The sequence below is a fragment of the Mesorhizobium sp. B3-1-8 genome (assembly GCF_006439495.1).
Taxonomy (GTDB): domain Bacteria; phylum Pseudomonadota; class Alphaproteobacteria; order Rhizobiales; family Rhizobiaceae; genus Mesorhizobium.
On record NZ_VFTK01000021.1, the window covers coordinates 1 to 22,050 of the forward strand.

General features: G+C 63.4%; 20 protein-coding genes. 2 read left to right on the forward strand and 18 right to left on the reverse strand.

Going from position 1 to position 22,050, the window contains the following annotated elements:
- Nucleotides 1-73: 73 nt before the first annotated feature.
- The 5 genes from FJ424_RS19790 to FJ424_RS19810 form a co-directional block, all read right to left on the reverse strand.
- The gene (locus FJ424_RS19790; protein ID WP_140654468.1) at nt 74-1,324 is read right to left on the reverse strand and encodes an ATP-binding protein; all 1,251 of its coding nucleotides are present in this window, start codon (nt 1,322-1,324) and stop codon (nt 74-76) included.
- A gap of 375 nt (nt 1,325-1,699) precedes the next feature.
- Nucleotides 1,700-1,846 (reverse strand): hypothetical protein, encoded by a 147-nt coding sequence (locus tag FJ424_RS19795; RefSeq protein ID WP_112096623.1) that lies wholly within the window; start codon nt 1,844-1,846, stop codon nt 1,700-1,702.
- Between the two features lie 51 nt (nt 1,847-1,897).
- Nucleotides 1,898-2,095 carry a hypothetical protein gene (locus FJ424_RS19800; protein ID WP_140654466.1) on the reverse strand — a complete coding sequence of 66 codons (198 nt, stop codon included), beginning with the start codon at nt 2,093-2,095 and terminating at the stop codon, nt 1,898-1,900.
- Nucleotides 2,096-2,147: 52 nt separating this feature from the next.
- A complete protein-coding gene (locus FJ424_RS19805) occupies nt 2,148-2,771 on the reverse strand; it encodes a ribonuclease D (RefSeq protein WP_140654465.1) in 624 nt (207 codons plus the stop codon).
- Between the two features lie 92 nt (nt 2,772-2,863).
- On the reverse strand, nt 2,864-4,249 hold the full coding sequence (locus tag FJ424_RS19810; RefSeq protein ID WP_140644597.1) for a M20/M25/M40 family metallo-hydrolase: 1,386 nt from the start codon (nt 4,247-4,249) through the stop codon (nt 2,864-2,866).
- A 426-nt stretch (nt 4,250-4,675) separates the two neighbouring features.
- Between FJ424_RS19810 and polA the strand changes: the two genes are divergently transcribed.
- Nucleotides 4,676-7,630, forward strand: a complete 2,955-nt coding sequence (polA, locus tag FJ424_RS19815; RefSeq protein WP_181182055.1) for a DNA polymerase I — start codon at nt 4,676-4,678, stop codon at nt 7,628-7,630.
- Nucleotides 7,631-7,787: 157 nt separating this feature from the next.
- Here the strand turns inward: polA and FJ424_RS19820 are convergent, their stop codons facing one another.
- From FJ424_RS19820 to FJ424_RS19855, 8 genes are all read right to left on the reverse strand, one after another.
- Entirely contained in the window at nt 7,788-8,192 is a 405-nt protein-coding gene (locus FJ424_RS19820; protein ID WP_041003614.1) for a Fur family transcriptional regulator, read from the reverse strand.
- Nucleotides 8,193-8,341: 149 nt separating this feature from the next.
- Nucleotides 8,342-9,388, reverse strand: a complete 1,047-nt coding sequence (gene mgrA / locus FJ424_RS19825; RefSeq protein ID WP_140654461.1) for an L-glyceraldehyde 3-phosphate reductase — start codon at nt 9,386-9,388, stop codon at nt 8,342-8,344.
- A 111-nt stretch (nt 9,389-9,499) separates the two neighbouring features.
- Nucleotides 9,500-10,642 (reverse strand): Gfo/Idh/MocA family oxidoreductase, encoded by a 1,143-nt coding sequence (locus tag FJ424_RS19830; protein WP_140654460.1) that lies wholly within the window; start codon nt 10,640-10,642, stop codon nt 9,500-9,502.
- A 5-nt stretch (nt 10,643-10,647) separates the two neighbouring features.
- Entirely contained in the window at nt 10,648-11,400 is a 753-nt protein-coding gene (locus FJ424_RS19835; RefSeq protein ID WP_140654458.1) for a sugar phosphate isomerase/epimerase, read from the reverse strand.
- Between the two features lie 31 nt (nt 11,401-11,431).
- Nucleotides 11,432-12,532 (reverse strand): sn-glycerol-3-phosphate ABC transporter ATP-binding protein UgpC, encoded by a 1,101-nt coding sequence (ugpC, locus tag FJ424_RS19840; RefSeq protein ID WP_140654475.1) that lies wholly within the window; start codon nt 12,530-12,532, stop codon nt 11,432-11,434.
- A gap of 2 nt (nt 12,533-12,534) precedes the next feature.
- The gene (locus FJ424_RS19845; protein WP_140654456.1) at nt 12,535-13,467 is read right to left on the reverse strand and encodes a carbohydrate ABC transporter permease; all 933 of its coding nucleotides are present in this window, start codon (nt 13,465-13,467) and stop codon (nt 12,535-12,537) included.
- Nucleotides 13,460-14,353 carry a sugar ABC transporter permease gene (locus FJ424_RS19850; protein ID WP_140644603.1) on the reverse strand — a complete coding sequence of 298 codons (894 nt, stop codon included), beginning with the start codon at nt 14,351-14,353 and terminating at the stop codon, nt 13,460-13,462. Before FJ424_RS19850 ends, FJ424_RS19845 begins: the two co-directional genes overlap by 8 nt.
- 79 nt (nt 14,354-14,432) lie before the next feature.
- Nucleotides 14,433-15,671, reverse strand: a complete 1,239-nt coding sequence (locus tag FJ424_RS19855) for an ABC transporter substrate-binding protein (RefSeq protein ID WP_140654454.1) — start codon at nt 15,669-15,671, stop codon at nt 14,433-14,435.
- A 387-nt stretch (nt 15,672-16,058) separates the two neighbouring features.
- Here FJ424_RS19855 and FJ424_RS19860 point away from each other — a divergent pair, with 387 nt between their 5' ends.
- Complete coding sequence (locus FJ424_RS19860) at nt 16,059-17,105, forward strand: LacI family transcriptional regulator (protein ID WP_140654453.1); 1,047 nt, start codon at nt 16,059-16,061, stop codon at nt 17,103-17,105.
- Here FJ424_RS19860 and gndA read toward each other — a convergent pair.
- The 5 genes from gndA to FJ424_RS19885 form a co-directional block, all read right to left on the reverse strand.
- Nucleotides 17,102-18,592 (reverse strand): NADP-dependent phosphogluconate dehydrogenase, encoded by a 1,491-nt coding sequence (gndA, locus tag FJ424_RS19865; RefSeq protein WP_281405441.1) that lies wholly within the window; start codon nt 18,590-18,592, stop codon nt 17,102-17,104. The genes FJ424_RS19860 and gndA overlap by 4 nt on opposite strands.
- Before the next feature lie 58 nt (nt 18,593-18,650).
- Nucleotides 18,651-20,288, reverse strand: coding sequence for a copper resistance CopC/CopD family protein (locus FJ424_RS19870; RefSeq protein WP_140654449.1), 1,638 nt, complete (start codon nt 20,286-20,288; stop codon nt 18,651-18,653).
- A gap of 51 nt (nt 20,289-20,339) precedes the next feature.
- Nucleotides 20,340-20,855: a YcnI family protein gene (locus tag FJ424_RS19875; RefSeq protein ID WP_140654447.1), complete on the reverse strand. Its 516-nt coding sequence runs from the start codon at nt 20,853-20,855 to the stop codon at nt 20,340-20,342.
- A 30-nt stretch (nt 20,856-20,885) separates the two neighbouring features.
- Nucleotides 20,886-21,440 (reverse strand): copper chaperone PCu(A)C, encoded by a 555-nt coding sequence (locus FJ424_RS19880; RefSeq protein WP_140654445.1) that lies wholly within the window; start codon nt 21,438-21,440, stop codon nt 20,886-20,888.
- Between the two features lie 90 nt (nt 21,441-21,530).
- Nucleotides 21,531-21,878: a hypothetical protein gene (locus FJ424_RS19885; protein WP_140654443.1), complete on the reverse strand. Its 348-nt coding sequence runs from the start codon at nt 21,876-21,878 to the stop codon at nt 21,531-21,533.
- Nucleotides 21,879-22,050: the final 172 nt, after the last annotated feature.

Consider the following 22,050-nt stretch of genomic DNA (forward strand, 5'->3'; position numbering starts at 1 on the left):
CGCCAACTTCATGGGCTTCGTCAAACTCGCCGCTATCGCCATCTGGCTCAAATAGTTAAATCGTCACCACCGCCTAGTCACAGTTGAGGCTAAGGTTCGGCCCAAGCCGCATGTCAGAACAGTCGATGTCGAGGCCGCACGCCCAGCCGATCTGTTCCGCAAACAGCTGGGCCACATCGTCGAACTCGCCATCTCGACCAAGTTCCAGCCGGTCGGTGCAAGCTGGACTGATCGGCGCTTTCACTTCACCATCAAATTCGGTGACGAACACAACCTCTCCATCCTTTGATCCAAGAATTTCGGCTTCCATAAAAAGAGGGACTTCGACGCGACCTATGTGCCGCCGAAAACGCATCGCGTTGTACAACAACCAAAGTGCCCCGACGGAATACCAGCCGGGGTAATGACGTTCCCGTATTGCAATATGTCGACACATTAGATTCCAAGTGCCATCGCTCGAAACGCTCAGTTGTCTGAACTCTGTATTGTCTCCCTCACGCGCCGTGACACCGCCCGCCATTGGGCGCCAAATCGGACCGCCGAACGTTAGGGCCAGCGGCTGCGCCGATTGAAAGGGGATATGGCTGGACTGAAACGTCCGCCGGCCGAAAATGGAAGGCAGATGCGGGATTTGAAAATGCCGGCCCGGCACAACGGTAGCGCGAAAAAGAACGTGGCTCGGGAAGGACGGTGCCAGGAAGCGATCTACCAGGTCTCTCGCAAACAATTCTCGCCTGATCCTGAAGGTCTCATTCACCCGATCGATTGCGGTTCGAGCCTCCCAAAAGACAGATTGCAAATCACGCATGGTCATCGGTTCGCACGAAGAACCTCGCCGAACATAGCCGGCGGCGGGTCGTCCCACTCCATGCGGCGCCGAAAGCGATTGCGGGACCTTAAAGACTATATAGCCAGCCCCGTCCTCCGTTGCCTTAATGGCCTTGACCTCAAGCAAAGGAAGCGGAGGGTCTATGACGGCACGCAGACTGCTCTCAAGCCTCTCCGCGCACTGCGACACCGAAGGAATGACGGAACCCAAGCCGGCCGAAACCTTGATCCCATCGCCGTTGACTTCTTCCTTGATGCCCAGCAGCAAAACGCCCCCGTAGGCATTTGCAAAGGCAACTATCTCCTCGGCCAACCGATCGCGGCTTCTAGCAGAAATTTGATCTTGGCTCTTGCGCCAACGCTCGTCCGCGCCAGCTTCGAAATCTCCTTTAAATTCAAGGGTGAGCGATTCTGGCAATGCCCTTTTGGCTACAGTCTCGAAGTCAGCAAAGCTCCATTCAACCGCCGGCCGGTTGATCATAGTCACGATTTCCATGCTCGCACCCGCCGAAATTGATGAGACAGATTATACTTTCCCAAAGCGCAAGCCTAGATGCGTCTCCAGAGCATTCACAGTAATCGAGTATAATGAAAGCAACCGCCTAACTTAGAGGTGGATCAAACCAGGACTTATGCAGCCCTTTGAAAATCCCTAAAGCGCGTCGCGATTAATTGGCCTCATGACGAAGAAGATGTCGACCCCGACATAGCCGCCGGGAAGTGCTGCCGGCCAGATATGGAAGATCACCACAAAGGCTACGGCGAGCCCGCGCAGCCCCTGTATCTCCGGCCGAAATCCCCCCGGCGCAATGTCGTCTCGCAAAGCCGGCCTAGCCCCTCACGGCGCCGGTCTCCCGGCTGGCCACCATGGTCAATTCTGCTGGATCGAAATGCCCTTGTCGTCGATCTTGAGCTCGACGCCTTTCGGCCTGGTCTGCTCGCGATAGACATAGATACCAAGCGCGATGACCACCGCGATCAGCGCCCCGATGATGAGATAGAGCGTGTTCTGCCTCATTGCGCCCCCTTGTTTCGGTCGAGACCCGCCTTGAAGCCTGCACGCAGCCTACTAGTCGTCGTCATTTGATGCTGGGCGCCAGCTCGTCGGATCGACCTTCTTTTGCGTGTCGCTGTCGGTGTAGATCCACCAGCCGCCGTCGCGATACTGACCGATGGATTCATTGACGACGCCGTCGCTGTCTTTCCACAGGATGGTGACCTTCGAGCCGTCCTTCGGCGCGCTTTCTATCGGTTTGCGCTCTGCCATCTCACTCCCTCCACGAACCGGCCCCAACGTCCTTTCGACGCGCCGGGTTCCGTCAGCTATGCGCGAAGATGTCTTCCTCGGCCCAGCCCATCAGGTCGAGCTTGGCGCGCGTCGGCAGGAAACGGAAGCAGGCGTCCGCCTCCTTGGTGCGGTTTTCGCGCGCCAGGCGCGCGCCCAGCACCTCATGCAGCCTGTGCAGGTAGAGCACGTCCGAGGCGGCATATTCGAGCTGTTCGGGCGAGAGCGTTTCGGCCGCCCAGTCGGAGGATTGCTGCGCCTTGGAAAGGCCGATGCCGAGCAGTTCGTTGCAGAGATCCTTCAGCCCGTGACGATCGGTATAGGTGCGGGTGAGCCGCGAGGCGATCTTGGTGCAGAACACCGGTTCCGCCATCACGCCGAATGTATGATAGAGCACGGCTATGTCGAAGCGGCCGTAATGGAACAGCTTGGTGATCGCGCGATTCTCGAGCAGGCTGGCGAGGTTCGGCGCCTCTTTCTGGCCTGGAGCGATCTGGATGACGTCGGCGCTGCCGTCGCCGGGCGAAATCTGCACCACGCAGAGCCGGTCGCGATGCGGGTTGAGCCCCAGAGTTTCCGTGTCGATGGCCACCGCGCCGACATTGTAGCGCGACAGGTCAGGCAGATCGTTTTTGTGGAAACGGATGTCGGCGGTCATTCTCTTCTCCGGGTCGGCTTAACCCGTCCTCGCCGCGATCCGGAGAAAAATCAACAAAAAGTTGAATGTCACGTCTTTCGTGAAACCGCGCCTTAGCGGGTCAGCGCGTCGAGAATGCGCGCCCAGGACCGCTGCCCCTTGTGGAAGGAGGTCAGCTCGTATTTCTCGTTCGGCGAGTGGATGCGGTCGTCGTCGAGGCCGAAGCCGACCAGCAGCGATTCCATGCCGAGATAGGTCTGGAAATCGCCCACCACCGGGATCGAGCCGCCGCCGCCGGTGGTCACGGCCTGCCTCTCCCACTCGTCCGACAGCGCGTCCTTGGCTTTGGTCAGGAACGGTGAGTCATAGGAAAGCTGGATCGCCGGCGAGCCGCCATGCGGGTGGAATTCTACCGAGCAGTCGCCGGGGATGCGCTCGCGCACAAAGGCCTGGAAGGCGGCGCGGATCTTCTTCGGATCCTGCCTGTGAACGAGCCGGAACGACACTTTCGCCGACGCTTCCGCCGCGATCACCGTCTTGAAGCCCCTGCCGGTATAGCCGCCGATGATGCCGTTGAATTCCGCGGTCGGCCGCGCCCAGGTGAGCTCGAGCACCGAGCGCCCTTTTTCGCCGGCCGGAATGGAAAGTCCGACCGGTCCAAGGAAGGTCTCGGCCGTTTCGCCGAGCCCTTCCCAGGATTTCAGCACCTGCGAGGGCGTCTCCTCGACGCCGTCATAGAAGCCCGGAATGGTGACATGGCCGTCCTTGTCGTGGACGTCGGCCAGCACCTTGGCCAGGATGCGGATCGGATTGGCGGCCGGCCCGCCATAGAGACCCGAATGCAGGTCGCGGTTGGCTGCCTTGACGGTGATCTCCTCGCCGACCATGCCGCGCAGCGACACGCAGATCGACGGCGTCTCGCGATTCCACATGCTGGTGTCGCAGACCAGCGCGAAATCCGCCTTCAACTCGGCGGCGTTGGCTTCCAGGAACGGCTTCAGCGACGGCGAGCCGGATTCTTCCTCGCCCTCGAACAGGATGGTGACGCGGCACGGCAGATTGCCGTGCACCTGCTTCCAGGCGCGGCAGGCCTCGACGAAGGTCATCAGTTGCCCCTTGTCGTCGGCCGAGCCGCGTCCGGTGATCACTTTGCGTCCAGGCTCGATCTCCTTGATCGACGGCGCGAACGGATCGGTTTCCCACAATTCGATCGGATCGACCGGCTGGACGTCGTAGTGGCCGTAGAACAGCACATGCGGCGCGCCTGCCGGCCCCTCGTGATGCGCCACCACCATCGGATGTCCGGGCGTGTCGCGCACGCTTGCGTCGAAGCCGATCAGCTTGAGTTCGGCCACCAGCCATTCGGCCCCCTTGCGGCAGTCGGCGGCAAAGGCGGGATCGGTGGAGATCGACTTGATGCCGAGCAGGCCGAACAGCCGTTCCAGGCTCTGGTCAAGGTTCTGGTCGAGACGGTCGAGGACGGGGGAGAGTTTGGACATTTGGGGGGCCTTTCGATTTTTGCGGCAGACCCTAAAGGGCGATGCGGAAAACGAAAAGCCGCGATCGTTGGACCAAGCGGGAAAGGCTTGCCTGGAGGCAAAAAAGAACCGCCGTGGTGGAGGGGGAACCACGGCGGTCTTTACTCGAAACGATGCGGCAGCCCGGAGAGGGGGGATAGGCTGCCGCAAGTTGCCCGGGATAGGCGGGGGACGGGCCTTACTCCGGACTTCGGCGAAAACTGCCGATGAGATGTATTTGGGTCTGTGAACGTGGCGATTCAAGGGCACGAAAATTACACTTTTGTAACATGCCCGTGAGCAGTGGATTCCCGCAAGGACAGTATCTGTCAGGGGTGTTGCCCGAACTGGCAGGTTGCACAGCCTTTGGCATGGACCGCGAAGGCTGGCCGCGCTATCCCTGCCGGCATGAAAAAAGGCGATCACCTCTTCCTCGTCGACGGCTCCGGCTACATTTTCCGCGCCTATCACGCGCTGCCGCCGCTGAACCGCAAATCCGACGGCCTGCCGACCAGCGCCGTGCTCGGCTTCTGCAACATGGTGTGGAAGCTGATGCAGGATGCCCGCAACACCAGTGTAGGCATCGTGCCGACGCATTTCGCCGTCATCTTCGACTATTCCTCGAAAACCTTCCGCAGCGATCTCTATCCCGAATACAAGGCGAACCGCTCGGCGCCGCCGGAGGACCTGATCCCGCAATTCGGGCTGATCCGCCAGGCGACCGTGGCCTTCAACCTGCCCTGCATCGAGATGGAGGGGTTCGAGGCCGACGACATCATCGCGACCTATTGCCGGTTGGCCTGCGAGGTCGGCGCCGACACCACCATCATCTCCTCCGACAAGGACCTGATGCAACTGGTCGGTCCGACGGTCGGCATGTACGACCCGATGAAAGACCGCCAGATCGGCATTCCCGAGGTGATCGAGAAATGGGGCGTGCCGCCGGAGAAGATGATCGACCTGCAGGCGCTGACCGGCGATTCGGTCGACAACGTGCCGGGCGTGCCCGGCATCGGCCCGAAGACCGCGGCGCAGCTGCTGGAACAGTTCGGCGACCTCGACGGGCTGCTGGCGCGCGCTTCCGAGATCAAGCAGGACAAGCGCCGCGAAACCATCATCGCCAATACCGACAAGGCGCGCATCTCGCGCGAGCTGGTGACGCTGAGGAACGACGTGCCCCTGAAGGAGGGACTGGACGATTTGGTCCTGCATGAGCCGGACGGGCCGAAGCTGATCGGCTTCCTGAAGACGATGGAATTCACCACGCTGACGCGGCGCGTCGCCGAGGCGACCGCCACCGAGATCGGCGATGTCCAGGCTTCCGCCGTCACCGTCGAGCGCGCCGATACCGCGCATGGCCCCGATGTCGGCGCCGGCGCGCCATCGAGACAGCCGGCACCTGAATCGAAGGGTACCGCGAAACCTGCCACAGGGGGCGAGGACGCGCCGCCGCAGGGCGACACCCCTTCGCTGCTCTCGGCGCTGCGGCTCGAACAGGCGGCGGCCCGCAAGATCGACCCCTCGGCCTATACCGCCATCCGCGATGCGGCGGCGCTCAAGGCCTGGATAGCCGAAGCCCGCGACGCCGGCGTCCTTGCGCTCGACGCCGAGACCAGCTCGTCCGATCCGATGCAGGCCGACCTTATCGGCATTTCCATGGCGATCGCGCCGGGCCGGGCTGTCTATGTGCCGCTCGCCCACAAGAGCGGCAATGGCGACCTGCTCGGCGGCGGCATGCTGGAGAACCAGATCCCGGTCCGCGAGGCGCTGGCGCTGCTCAAGCCGTTGCTCGAGGACCGGTCGGTTCTCAAGATCGTCCAGGACACGAAATACGACATCGTCGTGATGGGCCGGCACGGCATCGAGGTCGGGCCGTTCGACGACACGATGTTGATCTCCTACGTGCTTGACGCGGGCACCTCCGGCGGTCACGACCTCGTCTCGCTGTCGGAGAAGTGGCTCGGTCACGCGCCGGCCTCGAAGAAGGAACTCGCCGGCTCGGGCAAGAGCGCCATCGGCTTCGACCAAGTCGATATCGAGCGCGCGACGAGATACGCCGCCGAGCAGGCCGACATTGCGTTGCAGCTCTGGCTGGTGCTGAAGCCGAGGTTGGCCGCCAAGGGCCTCGTTTCCGTCTACGAGCGACTGGAGCGGCCGCTGGTGCCGGTGCTTGCCCGGATGGAACAGCGCGGCATCTCGGTCGACCGCCAAATCCTGTCGCGACTGTCGGGCGAATTGGCGCAGGGCGCCGCCCGCGTCGAGGAGGAAATCTACGGAATCGTCGGCGAACGCATCAACATCGGCTCGCCGAAGCAGCTCGGCGATATCCTGTTCGGCAAGATGGGCCTGCCGGGCGGTTCCAAGACCAAGACCGGCCAGTGGTCGACCTCGGCGCAGCTTCTGGAAGACCTTGCCACCGAAGGCCACGAGCTGCCGCGCAAGATCGTCGACTGGCGCCAGCTCACGAAGCTGAAATCGACCTATACCGACGCGCTGCCCGGCTTCATCAACCCCGGCACCAACCGCGTCCATACCTCCTATGCGCTCGCCGCGACGACGACGGGGCGTCTGTCGTCCTCCGATCCCAATCTGCAGAACATCCCGGTGCGCACCGCCGAAGGCCGCAAGATCAGGACCGCCTTCATTGCGGAGAAAGGCCACAAGCTGGTCTCGGCCGACTACAGCCAGATCGAATTGCGCGTGCTTGCCCATGTTGCCGAAATCCCGCAGCTCAAGCAGGCTTTCGCCGACGGCGCCGACATCCATGCCATCACCGCATCGGAAATGTTCAACGTGCCGGTCGAAGGCATGCCTTCGGAGGTGCGCCGGCGCGCCAAGGCGATCAATTTCGGCATCATCTACGGCATCTCGGCCTTCGGTCTCGCCAACCAGCTGTCGATCCCGCGCGAAGAGGCGAGCGCCTATATCAAGCGCTATTTCGAGCGCTTCCCGGGCATTCGCGACTATATCGAGGAAACCAAGGCCTATGCGCGGGAAAACGGTTTCGTCGAGACCATCTTCGGCCGCCGCATCCACTATCCGGAGATAAGGTCGTCCAACCCGTCGGTGCGCGCCTTCAACGAGCGCGCGTCGATCAACGCCAGGCTCCAGGGCACCGCGGCCGACATCATCCGCCGTGCCATGGTGCATATGGAAGAGGCGCTGGACAAGGCGAAACTCTCCGCCCGCATGCTGTTGCAGGTGCATGACGAACTGATCTTCGAGACGGTGGACTCGGAGGTCGAGGCGACGATCCCGGTGGTGCGCCGCGTGATGGAGAACGCGCCGATGCCGGCGGTGTCGATGTCGGTGCCGCTGCACGTCGACGCACGAGCGGCGAACAACTGGGACGAGGCGCATTAGGCGCTACCCCACGCTGTAAGAGCGTCGAGATTCAGGTCAGGTCGAGTCGAAAATGGTGGGTCCCGAGAACCGGAGCGGAGCGTACTTAAAGTACGTGAGCACCGGAAGCGCAGGGAGCCGCCATTTGCAGGCCGACCTCACCTGAATATCGGCGTTCTTACGCCGCTTCAGCCCTGCATTTGGCACACACCCCGCGAAACTCGATCACTGCTTTTTTCGCCGCAAATCCGGTCGAGCGCACCCATTCGTCAAGCCGGTGATCGACATCGTGGTCGGACATTTCGGTCACCTGGCCGCAATTGTCGCAAATGGCGAAGGCCGTCATCGAATGGCTGTGGTCGTGCGGCTCGGCGCAGGCGACGAAGGAGTTGAGGCTTTCGAGCCGATGCACGAAGCCGGACTTCACCAGCGTGTCGAGCGCCCGATAGACCTGCAGCGGCGCCCGGAAACCGCGCTCGCGCAGCTGGTCGAGCAGCGTATAGGCGCTGAGCGGCCCGCTGGACGCCTCGAGCTTCTCGAGCACGCAGAGCTGGTTCTTGGTTAGCGCATCTCTTGCCGTCATCTTGTTCGCCCAATCGACGCTCGCAGCAGATCTCGCATGCGAACGACTTCAATTTCCTCTGAGATAGCGACGAACGAGTGATTTTGCCACTGTTTCCGAAGCGCGCCCCCTCCGACACGACGCGATGGCGATGGTTCGCCGGCTAACCGCTACTTGCGCGGCGGTCCCTTGCGTTCGGCGGAAGCCGCCCAAAGGTTGATGTCGGACTCGCGCGCGTAAGTGTCGATCTCGGCCAACTCGGCATCGGAGAACTCGAGCGCCTTGAGCGCGCCGACGCAATCCTCGACCTGTTCCGGCCGGCTGGCGCCGATCAGCGCCGTGGTCACGCGGCCCTTGCGCAGCACCCAGGCCAGCGCCATCTGCGCCAGCGTCTGGCCGCGGCGGCCGGCAATGGCGTTGAGCGCCTGGATGTTGGCGATCGACTGGTCATTGATGAAGGCGGGCTTGAGCGATTTGCCTTGGGATGCGCGGCTGCCGTCGGGAATGCCGCCGAGATATTTGTCGGTCAGCATGCCCTGCGCCAGCGGCGAGAACACGATCGAGCCGATGCCGAGCCCCTCCAGCGTGTCGAGCAGCCCGTCCTCCTCGACCCAGCGGTTGAGCATCGAATAGCTCGGCTGGTGGATCAGGCATGGCGTGCCGAGCTGCCGCAATATGTCGGCCGCCTCGCGCGTGCGCTGCGAATTGTAGGAGGAGATGCCGGCATAGAGCGCCTTGCCCGAGCGCACCGCGTGGTCGAGCGCGCCCATCGTTTCCTCGAGCGGCGTCTCGGGATCGAAACGGTGCGAATAGAAGATGTCGACATAGTCGAGCCCCATGCGCTTGAGGCTCTGGTCGAGGCTGGCCAGCACATATTTGCGGCTGCCCCATTCGCCGTAGGGACCGGCCCACATCTCGTAGCCGGCTTTGGTCGAGATGATGATCTCGTCGCGATAGGCGGCGAAATCGGTGCGCAGGATCTCGCCGAACGCGGTTTCCGCCGAGCCGGGAGGCGGGCCGTAATTGTTGGCGAGGTCGAAATGGGTGATGCCGAGGTCGAAGGCCTTGCGCACGAGCGCCTGCTTGGTCTTGTGCGGCGTGTCGTTGCCAAAATTGTGCCACAGCCCGAGCGAGATCGCCGGCAGCTTCAGGCCGGACCGCCCGCAGCGATTATAGATCATCTTCTGGTAGCGGTTCTCGGCAGCGACATAGGGCATGGGAAATCCTCGGGGTCGAAGCGGCGCCGCGGGCGCCGTCATGGCGGATTGAATCGATGCTTGTCCCCCACCATTACCCTCTCCCCGCCGGGACGGGGAGAGGGTCGCCACCTACTTTTTCTTCGCCAGCAGCGCCTTGGCGTTCTTGACGCCGAGCGCGGCGGGCCGCTCACAGGTCGTCTGCATGGCGACGTACTTGCCGCTTTCGCCGGAACGCAGGATGCCGGTCATGACATCGACCGCGTGCAGCGCCATCTCCATCGAGCAGCGATGCGGCCGTCCTTCGGCAATCGCGACCGCCATGTCGGCCAGGCCGGCGGTGCGGTAGTTCGCCATCATGCCATGGCCATGCATCTCGTTCGGCACGCCGAACGGATGGTTCCATTTCGGCAGTTTCTTCACCGGCTTGGCCGAGTCGGTGAAGCGCACCTCGCCGCCGAAGAAATTCGGGTCCGGCACGAAGACGGTGCCCAATTCACCGTAGAGCTCCATCGGCGCGTGGCCATGGCTCCAGACGTCCCAGCTGGTGTTGAGCGTGATCACCGCGCCATTGGCGAATTCAAGCAGCGCATGGATGGTGGTCGGCGTGTTCACCGGGATCTTTTCGCCCGCACGCGGCTTCGACGAAATCGTACGCTCCTTGGCCGGCGTCGTCGCGAAGGCCGCCACCTGTTTCACCGGCCCGATCAGTTGGATCAGGTTGGTGACATAATACGGCCCGATATCCAGCACCGGACCGGCGCCCGGCTGGAAGAAGAAATCCGGGTTGGGGTGCCAGTGCTCCATGCCGTGGCCCATCACATGGCAGGTGCCGCTGGTGATTGCGCCGAGCTTGCCGCTGTCGATCAGATCGCGGACCAGTTGGTGCGCGCCGCCGAGGAACGTGTCTGGCGCCGAACCGATGCGCAGGCCCCTCTTCTCGGCCCGTTTCTTGAGATCGAGCCCTTCCCCGATCGACAGCACGAACGGCTTTTCCGAATAGACATGCTTGCCGGCGTCGAGCACCGCTTTGGAGACTTCGTAGTGTACCGCCGGAACCGTGAGGTTGACGATGATGTCGATCTCGTCGTCCTTGAGCAGGTCGTTGACCGTCTCGGCACGCAGCTTGAACTCCTTTGCCCGCGCTTTCGCCGCATCCATGTTGATATCCGCGCAGGCGAGCATCTTGATGCCGCGAAACAGCGGCGACAGCGAGAAATACGCCTTCGAGATGTTGCCGCAGCCGACGACGCCGACGCCAAGTTTTTCTGCCATTTCGATCACTCCTGCCAGCTCTTGGCTGCCGCGATGGAGCGGCGGGCATAGCGCTCGATGTCGTTGGGGTTGTCCTGCTCCATGATGAAATACTGCGCCGCGCTCTTGGCGCGCAATGTCTTGAACAGGCCCGCCCAGTCGATCGTGCCGTGGCCGACGTCGGACCAGCCGTCCTCGTCCAACCCCTCGCCTGGCTTCGCCATGTCCTTGACGTGCACGGCGACGATGCGCCTACCGTGCTTTTCAATCCAGGGCAGCGGATCGGCGCCGCCGCGGATCACCCAGGCGACGTCCATCTCCCAGCCGATGTCGGGTGCGGCGGACAGGATATGGTCCTGCGGCAGCGAGCCGTCGGCAAGCGGCTTGAACTCGAAATCATGGTTGTGCCAAGCAAAGCCGTAGCCGGCCTTCTTTGCCACCTCGCCGACCTTGGCGAGACGTTCGCCGAAGCCGCGCCAGCCGACGGCATCGGACGGGCGCTGATCGGGCATCAGATAGGGGCAGATCAGGAGCGTGATGCCGAGCGCGTCGGCGGTTTTGCGCACGCCGTCGAAATCGCTTTCCAGCGCGTCGATCGAGAAATGCCCGGTCGGCATCGCAAGCCCGTTCCTGTCGAGCTCGGCGCGGAACGCTTTCGGGTCGTCATAGACGCCGCCGAAGCCCTCGACTCGGCTGTAGCCGAGCTCGCCGAGCATTTTCACCACGCGGTTCCATGGCTGGAAATTGCGGGCGCTGTAGAGTTGGAATGACCAGTTCATCTGTCCTGTCCGTTCTGTTGGTCCTGGGGAGTTAAATTCGGTTGCCGGTTTGAGCGTCGAAGAGCGAGGCGCGCAGCGGATCGAAGCCGATGCCGACCGCATCCCCGTTCTTCGGCGTGCGTTCGGAGGTGACGCGCACGGTGAAGTTCTGCCGGCCGAGCTTCAGCCACACCAGCGTGTCGGAGCCCATCGGCTCGACGACCTCCACATTGGCCGTCGCGGTGAAAGGCCAGCCCGTGCCGCTGTTGAAGGCGACATGCTCGGGCCGGATGCCGAACACAGCAGGGCCCGGCGCCGGCTCCTTCTCGAAGGAATAGGTCGCAAGCGGAATGCGCAGATCCTCGACGGCAAAGTGCCAGTCGCCGCCGTCCTTCTCCAGCCGGCCGTCGATGAAATTCATCGCCGGCGAGCCGAGGAAGCCGGCAACGAAGCGGTTGACGGGGCGGTTGTAGATCGTCTGCGGCGCGTCGAGCTGCTGGATCACGCCGCCCTTCATCACCGCGATCCGGTCGGCCAGCGTCATCGCCTCGATCTGGTCGTGGGTGACGTAGATCATCGTGTTCTGCAAGCGGCGGTGCAAAAGCTTGATCTCGACGCGCAACTCCGAACGCAGCTTGGCATCGAGATTGGAGAGCGGCTCGTCGAACAGGAAGACGTCGACGTCGCGCACTAGTGCGCGCCCTATCGCCACGCGCTGGCGCTGGCCGCCGGACAGCGCCGAAGGCTTGCGCTGCAGCAGCGGCTCGATCTGCAGGATCTCGGCGGCGCGCGCGATGCGCTTGGCGATCTCGTCCTTCGCCACGCCGGCGACGCGCAGGCCGAAGGAAAGGTTCCTCTCCACCGTCATCTGCGGGTAGAGCGCATAGGACTGGAACACCATGCCGATGCCGCGGTCCTTCGGCTCTTCCCAGGTGACGTTCTTGCCCTTGATGAAGATGCGCCCGTCGGAAATGTCGAGCAGCCCGGCGATGCAGTTGAGCAAGGTCGACTTGCCGCAGCCGGACGGCCCGAGCAGCACGATGAATTCGCCGTCGGCGACATCCAGGTTGAGCGTCTGCAGCACCGAGACGGCACCGAAATTGAGCGAAAGGTCCTGGATCGAAACGCTGGGATTGGCGATTTCAGCGGCCATCATCATCCTTTCACCGCGCCGGCGGCGATGCCGCGCACGAAGAGCTTGCCGGAAATGAAGTAGACGATGAGCGGAACCAGCCCGGTCAGGATGGTCGCGGCCATGTTGACGTTGTATTCCTTCACGCCCTGCACCGAGTTGACGATGTTGTTGAGCTGCACCGTCATCGGATAGGTGTCGGGGCGCGTGTAGACGACACCGAACAGGAAGTCGTTCCAGATGCCGGTCACCTGCAGGATGATGGCGACCACGAAGATCGGCAGCGACATCGGCAGCATGATGCGCAGATAGATGCCCCAGAAACCGGCGCCGTCGACGCGCGCGGCGCGGAACAGCTCCTCCGGCATCGAAGTGAAATAGTTGCGGAAAAGCAGCGTCAGGATCGGCATGCCGAAGATCGAATGCACGATCACCAGGCCGGTCAGCGTGCCGTAAATGCCGATCTCGCGCAGGATAATGACGATCGGATAGATCATCACCTGGTAAGGGATGAAGGCGCCGACGATCAGGATGATGAAGAAGGTGTCGGCGCCCTTGAAGCGCCAGTTGGCCAGGGCATAGCCGTTCACCGAGGCGATCGCGATCGACAGGATCACCGACGGCACGGTGATGCGCACCGAATTCCAGAAACCGCGCGAAAGCCCGTCGCAGTTGAGCCCGGTGCACGCTGTCGCCCAGGCTTTCACCCAGGGTTCGAAGGTGATTTCCACCGGCGGCGAGAAGATGTTGCCGAGGCGGATTTCCGGCATGCCCTTCAGCGACGTGACGATCATCACGTAGAGCGGCAAAAGGTAATAGAGCGCCACGACGATCAGCGTGCCATAAAGGAAGATATTGCGGCGCGACAGCACGTGCCGCGGCTTGGGCCCGCTCGGGCCGGTGGCATTGCGCCCGAGCGCTTCGGCACCGGTGGACGGGGAGGCGACGTCAGCCACGCTTCTTGCCTCCGAATTCGAGATAGGCCCATGGCACGATGACGATCACCACCGACAACAGCATCATGGTCGAGGCGGCGAAACCCTGGCCGAGATTCTGGGCGAAGAACATGTAGTCGTAGACATATTTCGCCGGCACTTCGGAGGCGATGCCGGGGCCGCCGCTGGTCTGCGCCACGACCAGGTCATAGACCTTGACGATGCCGGCGGCGATGATCACCAGCGTGGTGATGAAGACCGGCCGCATCATCGGGATGACGATGAAGAGATAGGTCTTCCAGGCCGGAATGCCGTCCACCCTCGCCGCCTTCCAGATGTCCTCGTCGATGCCGCGCAGTCCGGCGAGCATCAGGCACATGATCAAGCCCGTGCCTTGCCAGAGCGCCGCGATCGAAATGCCGTAGATGACGATGCTGGAATTGTAGAGCGGATCGAAGCTGAAGCTCGTCCAGCCGAGGTCGCGCACGACGCGTTGGACGCCGAAATCCGGATTGAGCAGCCACTGCCATACCAGCCCGGTGACGATGAAGGACAGCGCGAAGGGATAGAGGAAGATGGTGCGGAACGTGTCCTCGAAGCGGATCTTCTGGTCGAGAAGGGCGGCAAGCAGGAAGCCGATGACCAGCGAGAACACCAGCGAGATCACGCCGTAGATCAAAAGGTTCTCGATCGACACCAGCCAACGCGATGTCGACCACAGCCGGTGATACTGGTCGAGCCCGACGAAGTTGAGCCGCGGCAACAGCTTCGAATTGGTGAAGGAGTAGAGCACTGTCCACGCCGTGCCGCCGACGAACACCACCAGCGCGGTGAGCACCATCGGGATCGATGCGACCTTGGCGTTCAGGTTGCGGAAAAGCTTACTCGGGCGTTCGCTGCTGCTCATCTCGGCCGGCCGGGCAATGAGGACATCGAGCTCCCGACCCCGATAGGCTGGGGTCGGAAGCCGGCGGGGGCGCCGGTCGTCAGTCCGCCGAGCCGATGATCTCGGCGAAGCGCTTCTGTGCTTCTTCGATTGTCATGTCGGGCTTGGCGAAGAATTCGGAGAACAGGTCTTCCTTCTGCTTCTGGGTGTCCTGCGAAAGCAGTTGGTCCGTCCACGGCATGACGGCGCCCTTGGCGAGGATGGCGAGGCCCTTCTTCATGCAGTCGTTCGCCGTATTGAGGTCGACGTCGCCGCGCACCGGCAGCGAACCCTTCTTGAGGTTGAAGGCGACCTGGGTCTTCGGATCGAGCAAGGTCTCGGCAAGCACCACCTGCGCCTTCGCCTTCGCCTCGTCCTTGAGCAGCGGGAAGTAGAAGGCGTCGCCGCCGGTGGCGATGACTTCGTTCAGGCCGAGGCCGGGCAGGCAGGTATAGTCCTTGCCGGCGGTCTTGCCGGCGACCTGGAACTCGCCCTGCGCCCAGTCGCCCATGATCTGGCCGCCGGCCTTGCCGGTGATGACCAGATTGGTCGCCTGGTTCCAGTCCTGCACGTTGGTGTTCTTGGCCATCTTGCGGGCATCGTCCGCCGCCTTGAACACCTTGGCGATCTCCGGGCCGGCCGCGAAGGTGGCGTCCTTGTCCTTGTAGACCTTGAGGAACGTGTCGGTGCCGCCGACAGCGGCCATCAGCACGTCGAAGGCGCCGGAGGCCTGCCAGGCCTGTCCGCCGACCGCGAGCGGAATGATGCCGGCCTTTTCCAGCGCCGGCGCATCCGCCACGAATTCATTCCAGTCCTTCGGCAGCGGCAGGCCGGCCTTCTGGAAGGCCTCGTTGGACAGCCATAGCCACTGCCAGGAATGGATGTTGACCGGCACGCAATAGATCTTGCCGTCGATGGTGCAGCTATCGAGCAGGCTCTTCGGCCGCACGATTTCCGTCCACTTGTCCTTGGTGGCGATATCGGTGAGGTCGCGCATCAGCCCGGCCTGCACCAGTTCCTCCGCCTGCCGGCCGTGGTTGAACTGGGTGGCGCCCATCGGGTCGCCGCCGGTGATGCGGCTGATCATGATCGGCCGGGCCGTGCCGCCGGAGCCTGCAATGGCGCCGTCGACCCAGTGATTGCCTGTCGCGTCGAACGCCTTGGCAAGCTCGGCCACCGCCGCCGCCTCGCCGCCGGAAGTCCACCAATGGGTGACTTCCAGGTCGGTCGCGGCCGCCGGACCGGCGAAGTTGAGCGCAACCGTCGCGGCAAAGGCGGCAGTCAGGAATTTGTATCGCATTTCGGCTTCCTCCCAGAATCTGAAACGTTACAGATTTTCGATACGGCAAATGATCCGCATAGGCAACCCCTCGCCTTGAAGCCAATCAGGATTTTTTCGAGGCACGAACAAAATCTTTCTTCCGAAGCGGCAATGCCGGCGCCGGAACAGTCGATTGGTGGCAAAAGTAGGCCTGGATCGATATTTCCTTGTGATTCCAGCGACTTTCGGTTCATCGCCGCACCCGCGACGCAAAGTGGCACGACCTTGCCGGTCGATCACGAAGATTGGCAATCTGTAACGTTTCAGTATATTGAACCGAGCCACAAGCTGAAGGTCGCGCAAATGTCACCGCCGCACGATTGCCGGTCGGCCCTGCGGCTGCTATGCGCCTGACGGGCGGGACGAATGGATAGACGGATAACGAAGAAGGGCGACGACGCCGCGTCGGGCAAGGAACGGCCGACGCTGAAGACGCTTGCCTTCATGACCGGGCTCGGCGTCACGACGGTCTCGCGCGCGCTGAAGGATGCACCCGAGATCGGCGCCGAGACCAGGCGTCGCGTCCAGCTCGTCGCCAAGCAGATCGGCTACCGCCCGAACCGCGCCGGCGTCAGGCTGAGAACAGGCAAGACCAACGTCATCTCGCTTGTGCTGAACACCGAGCACGAGCTGATGAGCTTCGTCTCCGACATCATCTACGGCGTCACCGAGGTGATCGCCGACACGCCCTACCACCTGATCGTCACGCCCTATTCGCGCTCGCAGGATCCGCTGGATCCGGTGCGCTATCTGGTCGAGACGGGCTCTGCCGACGGCGTCATCATCTCGCGCACCCAGCCCAACGATCCGCGGGCGCGCTACATGCTGGAGCGCGGCATTCCCTTCGCCACGCATGGCCGCACCGACATGGGGCTGGTGCATCCCTATCACGACTTCGACAATTACGCCTTTGCCGGCGAAGCCGTGCGCTATCTCGCCAGCCGGGGCCGCAACCGGCTTGCCCTTGTGACGCCGCCGGTCGGCCTCACCTATTACGGCCATACGGTGAACGGCTTTGCCGATGCGCTGAGCGAGGCGGGCGTTAGCGAGGTGCCGTTCAACACCGTCTCCATCGACCAGTCGATCGAACAGATCAGGATGCGCACAGCGCAATTGATGCGTCGCAAGGACCGGCCGGACGGCTTCGTCAGCAGCGCCGCCGCAGCGACGCTCGCCATCGTGGCCGGCATCGAGGACGCCGGGCTGAAACTCGGCCGCGACGTCGACGTGGTGTCGAAACAATCGTCGGAGCTGCTGCATCTGTTCCGGCACGAACTGCTGGTCGTCAACGAAAACTTCCGGCTGGCCGGCTCCGAGCTCGCCCGCGCGGTGCTCGGCTGGATCGGCGGCGCCGACCCCGGCTCGCTGCAATCGCTGAGTACGCCGAGCGAGGTTCTGCCCTATCGGGGTTAATGCCCCGCGCCGCTGCCCCACGGGCCATGAAACGCCCCCTGCTCGCCGATACGCTCGAAGCCGTGCGCGCCGAAGAAATCGCGCTGCGCCTGGATCAGGTTCGACGTGCCGCGCCCCTGCCGGTAGCTGTCGAAATAGGCAAGCGCCGACGACAGTGCCGGCACCGGCGACCCGGCCTCGGAGGCACGCGCCACGATGCGCCTGAGCGACGGATGCGCCTCCTTCATCAAGGCGATGAAGGCCGGCGCCATCAGCAGGTTGGTGGAAGCGCTGCCTGAACCGAACGCCTCGGCCATCGTGTCCAGCATCTGCGAGCGGATGATGCAGCCGGCGCGCCAGATCTTGGCGATGGTCGGCATCGGCAGGTTCCAGTTGAATTCCTTCGAGGCGCCGCTCATCACGGCGAAGCCTTGCGCGTAAGCCGCGATCTTGCCGGCGAACAATGCCAGTTCGAGATCCTTGAGCAACGCCGCCCTGTCGCCGGCAATCTTCTCGACACCGATATTGCCGTAGGCCTTCTCGGCTGCCTGCCGCTCGTCCTTGATCGACGACAGAACGCGCGCCGCGACCGCCGCCTCGATCGCCGTCGCTGGAATGCCGAGCTGCTGCGCTTCGATGACCGACCATTTGCCGGTGCCCTTCTGTCCGGCGCGATCGAGGATGATATCGACCACCGGCTTGCCGGTCTTGGGATCGTCGGCGGCCAGCACCTTGGCGGTGATCTCGATCAGGTAGGAGTTGAGCCGACCCTTGTTCCAGCCGTCGAAGACCTTGCCGATTTCCTTTGGCGCCATGTCGAGCCCGTCGCGCAGGATGCCGTAGATCTCGGCGATCATCTGCATGTCGGCATACTCGATGCCGTTGTGGATGGTTTTCACGAAATGGCCGGCGCCGTCGGTGCCGAGCCAGGCGGCGCAAGGCTCATCCTTGAACTTGGCCGAGATCGCGGTCAGCACCTTCTCGACGCGCTTCCAGGACTCCTCAGTGCCGCCGACCATGATCGACGGCCCGTGGCGCGCGCCCTCCTCGCCGCCCGAAACGCCCATGCCGATGAAGGTCAGGCCCGAGCCGGACAATTCCGAGAAGCGGCGCATCGTGTCGCGGAAATTGGCGTTGCCGGCATCGATGACGATGTCGTTGGCCGACAGCACGCCGCGCAGGGCCGCGATCTGCTCGTCGACCGGCTTGCCGGCCAGCACCATGATGATGATCGGCCGCGGCGGCCGGATCGCCGCGGCGAGCTCCTCCAGGCTGTAGCAGGGAACGACCATGTCCTTCAGCGAACCGGCGCTCTCGATAAAGGCGTCGGTGCGCGACGGCGTGCGGTTGAAGACGGCGATGCGGTGCCCGTGCTCGGCGATGTTGAGCGCCAGGTTGGAGCCCATCGTGCCAAGGCCGATCAGGCCGATTTCGGCTTTTTCCATCGTTTCTTCCCTGCGTTCGGATGCTTGTTGAAGGCTGTGTCCTGGAGAACGCCTTTCCCAGATGAATGACGGGCCTTGGCGGCGGCGTCAACCGTCTCGCCGAATTGTGTCGGCAGGTTGGTTATTGCGCCCTGATCTCCATGGGAGCCTCGATCTTCACCACCTCGAAGTCCGAGACGAGGATGTCGAGCCGCGCATTCCAGCGGCCGGGCAGCGGGATGACGAGGTTGTCGACGCGCCATGTTCCGTCGCCCGGCTTGGTCGCTGGCCGCTTGATCGGCTCGATACCGGAATCCGGCTTCGACAGCACCAGCGTCACCGCCTTGGCATCGAGCAGTCCGAAATCGCCGGTCATGATCATCATCGAAGCGGCGACCTCGCCGGCATGGCCGGGCGTGATGCTGAGATCGGCCATCGCCTTCACCGTGTGGATGTGGATCGACACCGGCTGCGCGGCGGCGATCGCCAGCGCGCGCGGCGGCGGGGTGAAGCGCCAGCCGGCGGCGACGCCGAAGATGGCAAGCACGATGACCACCTCGATGCGGATGGAGCGCGCCAGCCGCCGCTGCACCTCAGTGTCGCCGGCCTCGGCGGGCGCCGTCAGCGTCCAACGATTGACCGCTGCAAGCGTGAACAGGAAGAGCAGCAGAGCCAGCTTCAAGAGCAGCAGCCGGCCATAGGACGTGTCGATCAATGCTGCCGGCTGCTGCACCTGGATGATCGCCAGCACGATGCCGCTTGCGGCAAGCAGGATGACGACCGGCAGGATCGCGCGGGAGAAGCGGCGCAGAAAGGCTTTCGCTTCCGCCGGCTGCCGCCGCAATGCCAGGCCGAGCGGCGTCAGCGAACCGGCCCAGAACGCGATTGCCGCGCCATGCAGGAACACCAGTGGCCGCGTCAGCCATTGCGGTTCAGCCGCACTTGCGTGGCCGCTCGCGGCAAGGGCGCCGCCGACGCAGAGCAGCGCCGCGCCTGCCGACAGCTTGCGAAGAGCCGAAGGTCCGGAAAGCGAAAGCAGCGCGAGACCAAGCACGATCAAGCCGATCAGCACCGTCCAGACGAAGCTCGTCCCCAGCGCGGTCTTCCAGACGGCTGGTGTCGCAAACCGGGCGAGCGGGGCGCCAAGCCCATCCAATCCCTGCAGGCCGAGCGACAACGGCGCGCCGACCAGGCCGAAAAGCAGTGCCAAGGCGACAAAGCGTTGGCCGCGGCGCCGGTCCTCGGCCAGCCAGGCGAGCGCGAACGCGCCGCCGACGCCGAGGAAGAGGCCGGCATAGACTAACAGCCTGGCCGCCCAGATCGCCGCGCGCAGCGTCCAGTCGACGGCTTCGCCCGCCACCGGCGCGGCGCTTGGCGCGCCTATGGAAAACAGCGCCGAGCCACCGACAGGATGACCGTCGACCGACACCACCCGCCAACTCAGCACATGCGTGCCGGGTTTGAGCGTTTCGGGATTGTCGATCTCGACCGTCTGGTCGTTGAGACGGAAGGATGTCAGCGCAAGCTGCGAGCCGTCCGGCCGCACAAGCGTCAGAACCAGTGGCGAGACGGGCTCGCTGAAGCTCAGCGAAAATTGCGCGGGGCTTTGCGTCAGCACGGCGCCGTCGGACGGATCGGTCGCGACCAACGCCGCATGCGCGAAGGCACGACTGGGCAGCGCCAACACCGATATAGCCACGAGCGAAACGAACAGCCAGGCAAGCAGGCCGATATGTCGGCCCGCGGTCCGGTTCGTCGACGAAGGCTGTGCTGCGTTCATGCGATCATGACAGGAAATGGTGGCGCGCCCGATGGAGCGCGCCGACAGAGATCATTTCTTCGGCAGCAGTTTGATGCCGGGCGCCGGAGTTTCCAAGGCGTCCTCATCCTGGCCCGCCGCGGGGATCTCGATCCAGCGGTTGGTGGCGTCGCCGCATTCCTGCACCACCGGGAAATAGAGCATCTGGCCGGCCGGCAGATCGGCCGCCAGCGAGGCGCGGAAAACGAACTCGTCATAGAACTCGTCGGGCAAATTGCCGCCGCTCCAGTCCACTTCCTTGACGCCGGTGGTCAGCGTCTCGCCATAGAGCTGGTAGGATTTCTCGTACTTGCCCTTCTTGGTCTGCAGCGTCCAGCCCGGCTTGGGCATCGGCTTCACCGAGATCACGCCTTCGGGCATCTGCACGCGCACGGCGGTCGTCGCCTTGCCCTCGCAGCCATGCGGCACCCGCAAGACCGCCTTGTAGGTGGAGCCGACAGCCGCTTCCTGCGTTTCGAGCGTGATGTGGGCGAGCGCGGCATTGGTCCCGAGCGCGAACAGCGCGCCGGCAAAAAGATATGTCTTCATGAATTGTCCCTCTGATTTCGAATTGGCGGATTACTCAGCGTGGTCCATGTCCATATCGCCACTGCCCGTCTCGCCCATGCCTTCGACGGCAAACTCGACTTTCACGCTGCCGGCCTTCTCGAAGGTCAGCGTCGCCGGGAATTTCTCGCCCTGCTTCGGCTGCCGCTTCAGCCCGGTGAACATCAGGTGATAGGCGCCCGGCTTCAACGCGACCTTGCCGCCGGCCGGGATCTCCAGCCCGCCCTCGACCGGCCGCATGGTCATGACGCCGTCCTTGACGCCCATCTCATGCAGTTCGGCCTTGTCGGAGATGTCGGAGGAAATCGACAGCAGCCGGTCCGGCGCGCTGCCCTTGTTGACCACGGTGAAATAGCCGCCGGCCACCTTGGCGCCGGGCGGCGCCGCCCGCGACCAGGGGTGCTCGATCTCGAGGTCTCCGACCTTGAATTCATGCGCGAGGGCGGCGGGAATGCAGGCCAAGAGAAGAAGAAGGCTGAGCACGGCAAGGCCAACACGCTGCTGGAGGTGGAACGGCGGCGCGCCGCGAAGGGCATAGGTCCGAGCCCTGGGAAGAAGATTGGACATGGTTGCTCCATGAATGTGAGGATCGCGCCGCTTTGCGGCCGCGAACAGTCTGATCATTGGATGAATAGGCCCGCGAAAAGTTTCCGCGGATCAGACCATTGCCGGCGGCGCGCGTGGATTGGCCGGCGAGCGATCGCGGGCAAAGTCGAGATGCTGGAAGGCCGGAACCGCAAAAGCGACCGTCTCGAACGCCGTCGCCCTGTGAAGCGCGCCTGCCTCCGGCGGCGGCAGATGCGCCGGCGAAACCATGCTGCAGCCGAGCGAGCAGCAGGCCGGCATATTCTGCTGGTGCGGATCGCCGCCGGGGAGCTTTACCGCGCCTTCATGGGTGCAGATGACGTTGCCGAAGACGTCGAGCTGCGAAGGCGCGCCGAACGCGAAAGCGCCGAGAGAGGACTGAAGCAACAGGAGCAGCGCCGCGACGAACGCGGCCGGCATGCTCCATCGTTTCAGCCGGATATCCAACGCAAAGCCTCTCCCGGAAACTTGATCGACACTAGAGCAATTCCAGGAAAAGTGTGAAACGGTTTTCCGTCCGGGATTGCGACCAATAAGGAAATAACACGGAGGATGCGGCTGGAAAATCGGCAAAACCGCGCTGCGGCAACGC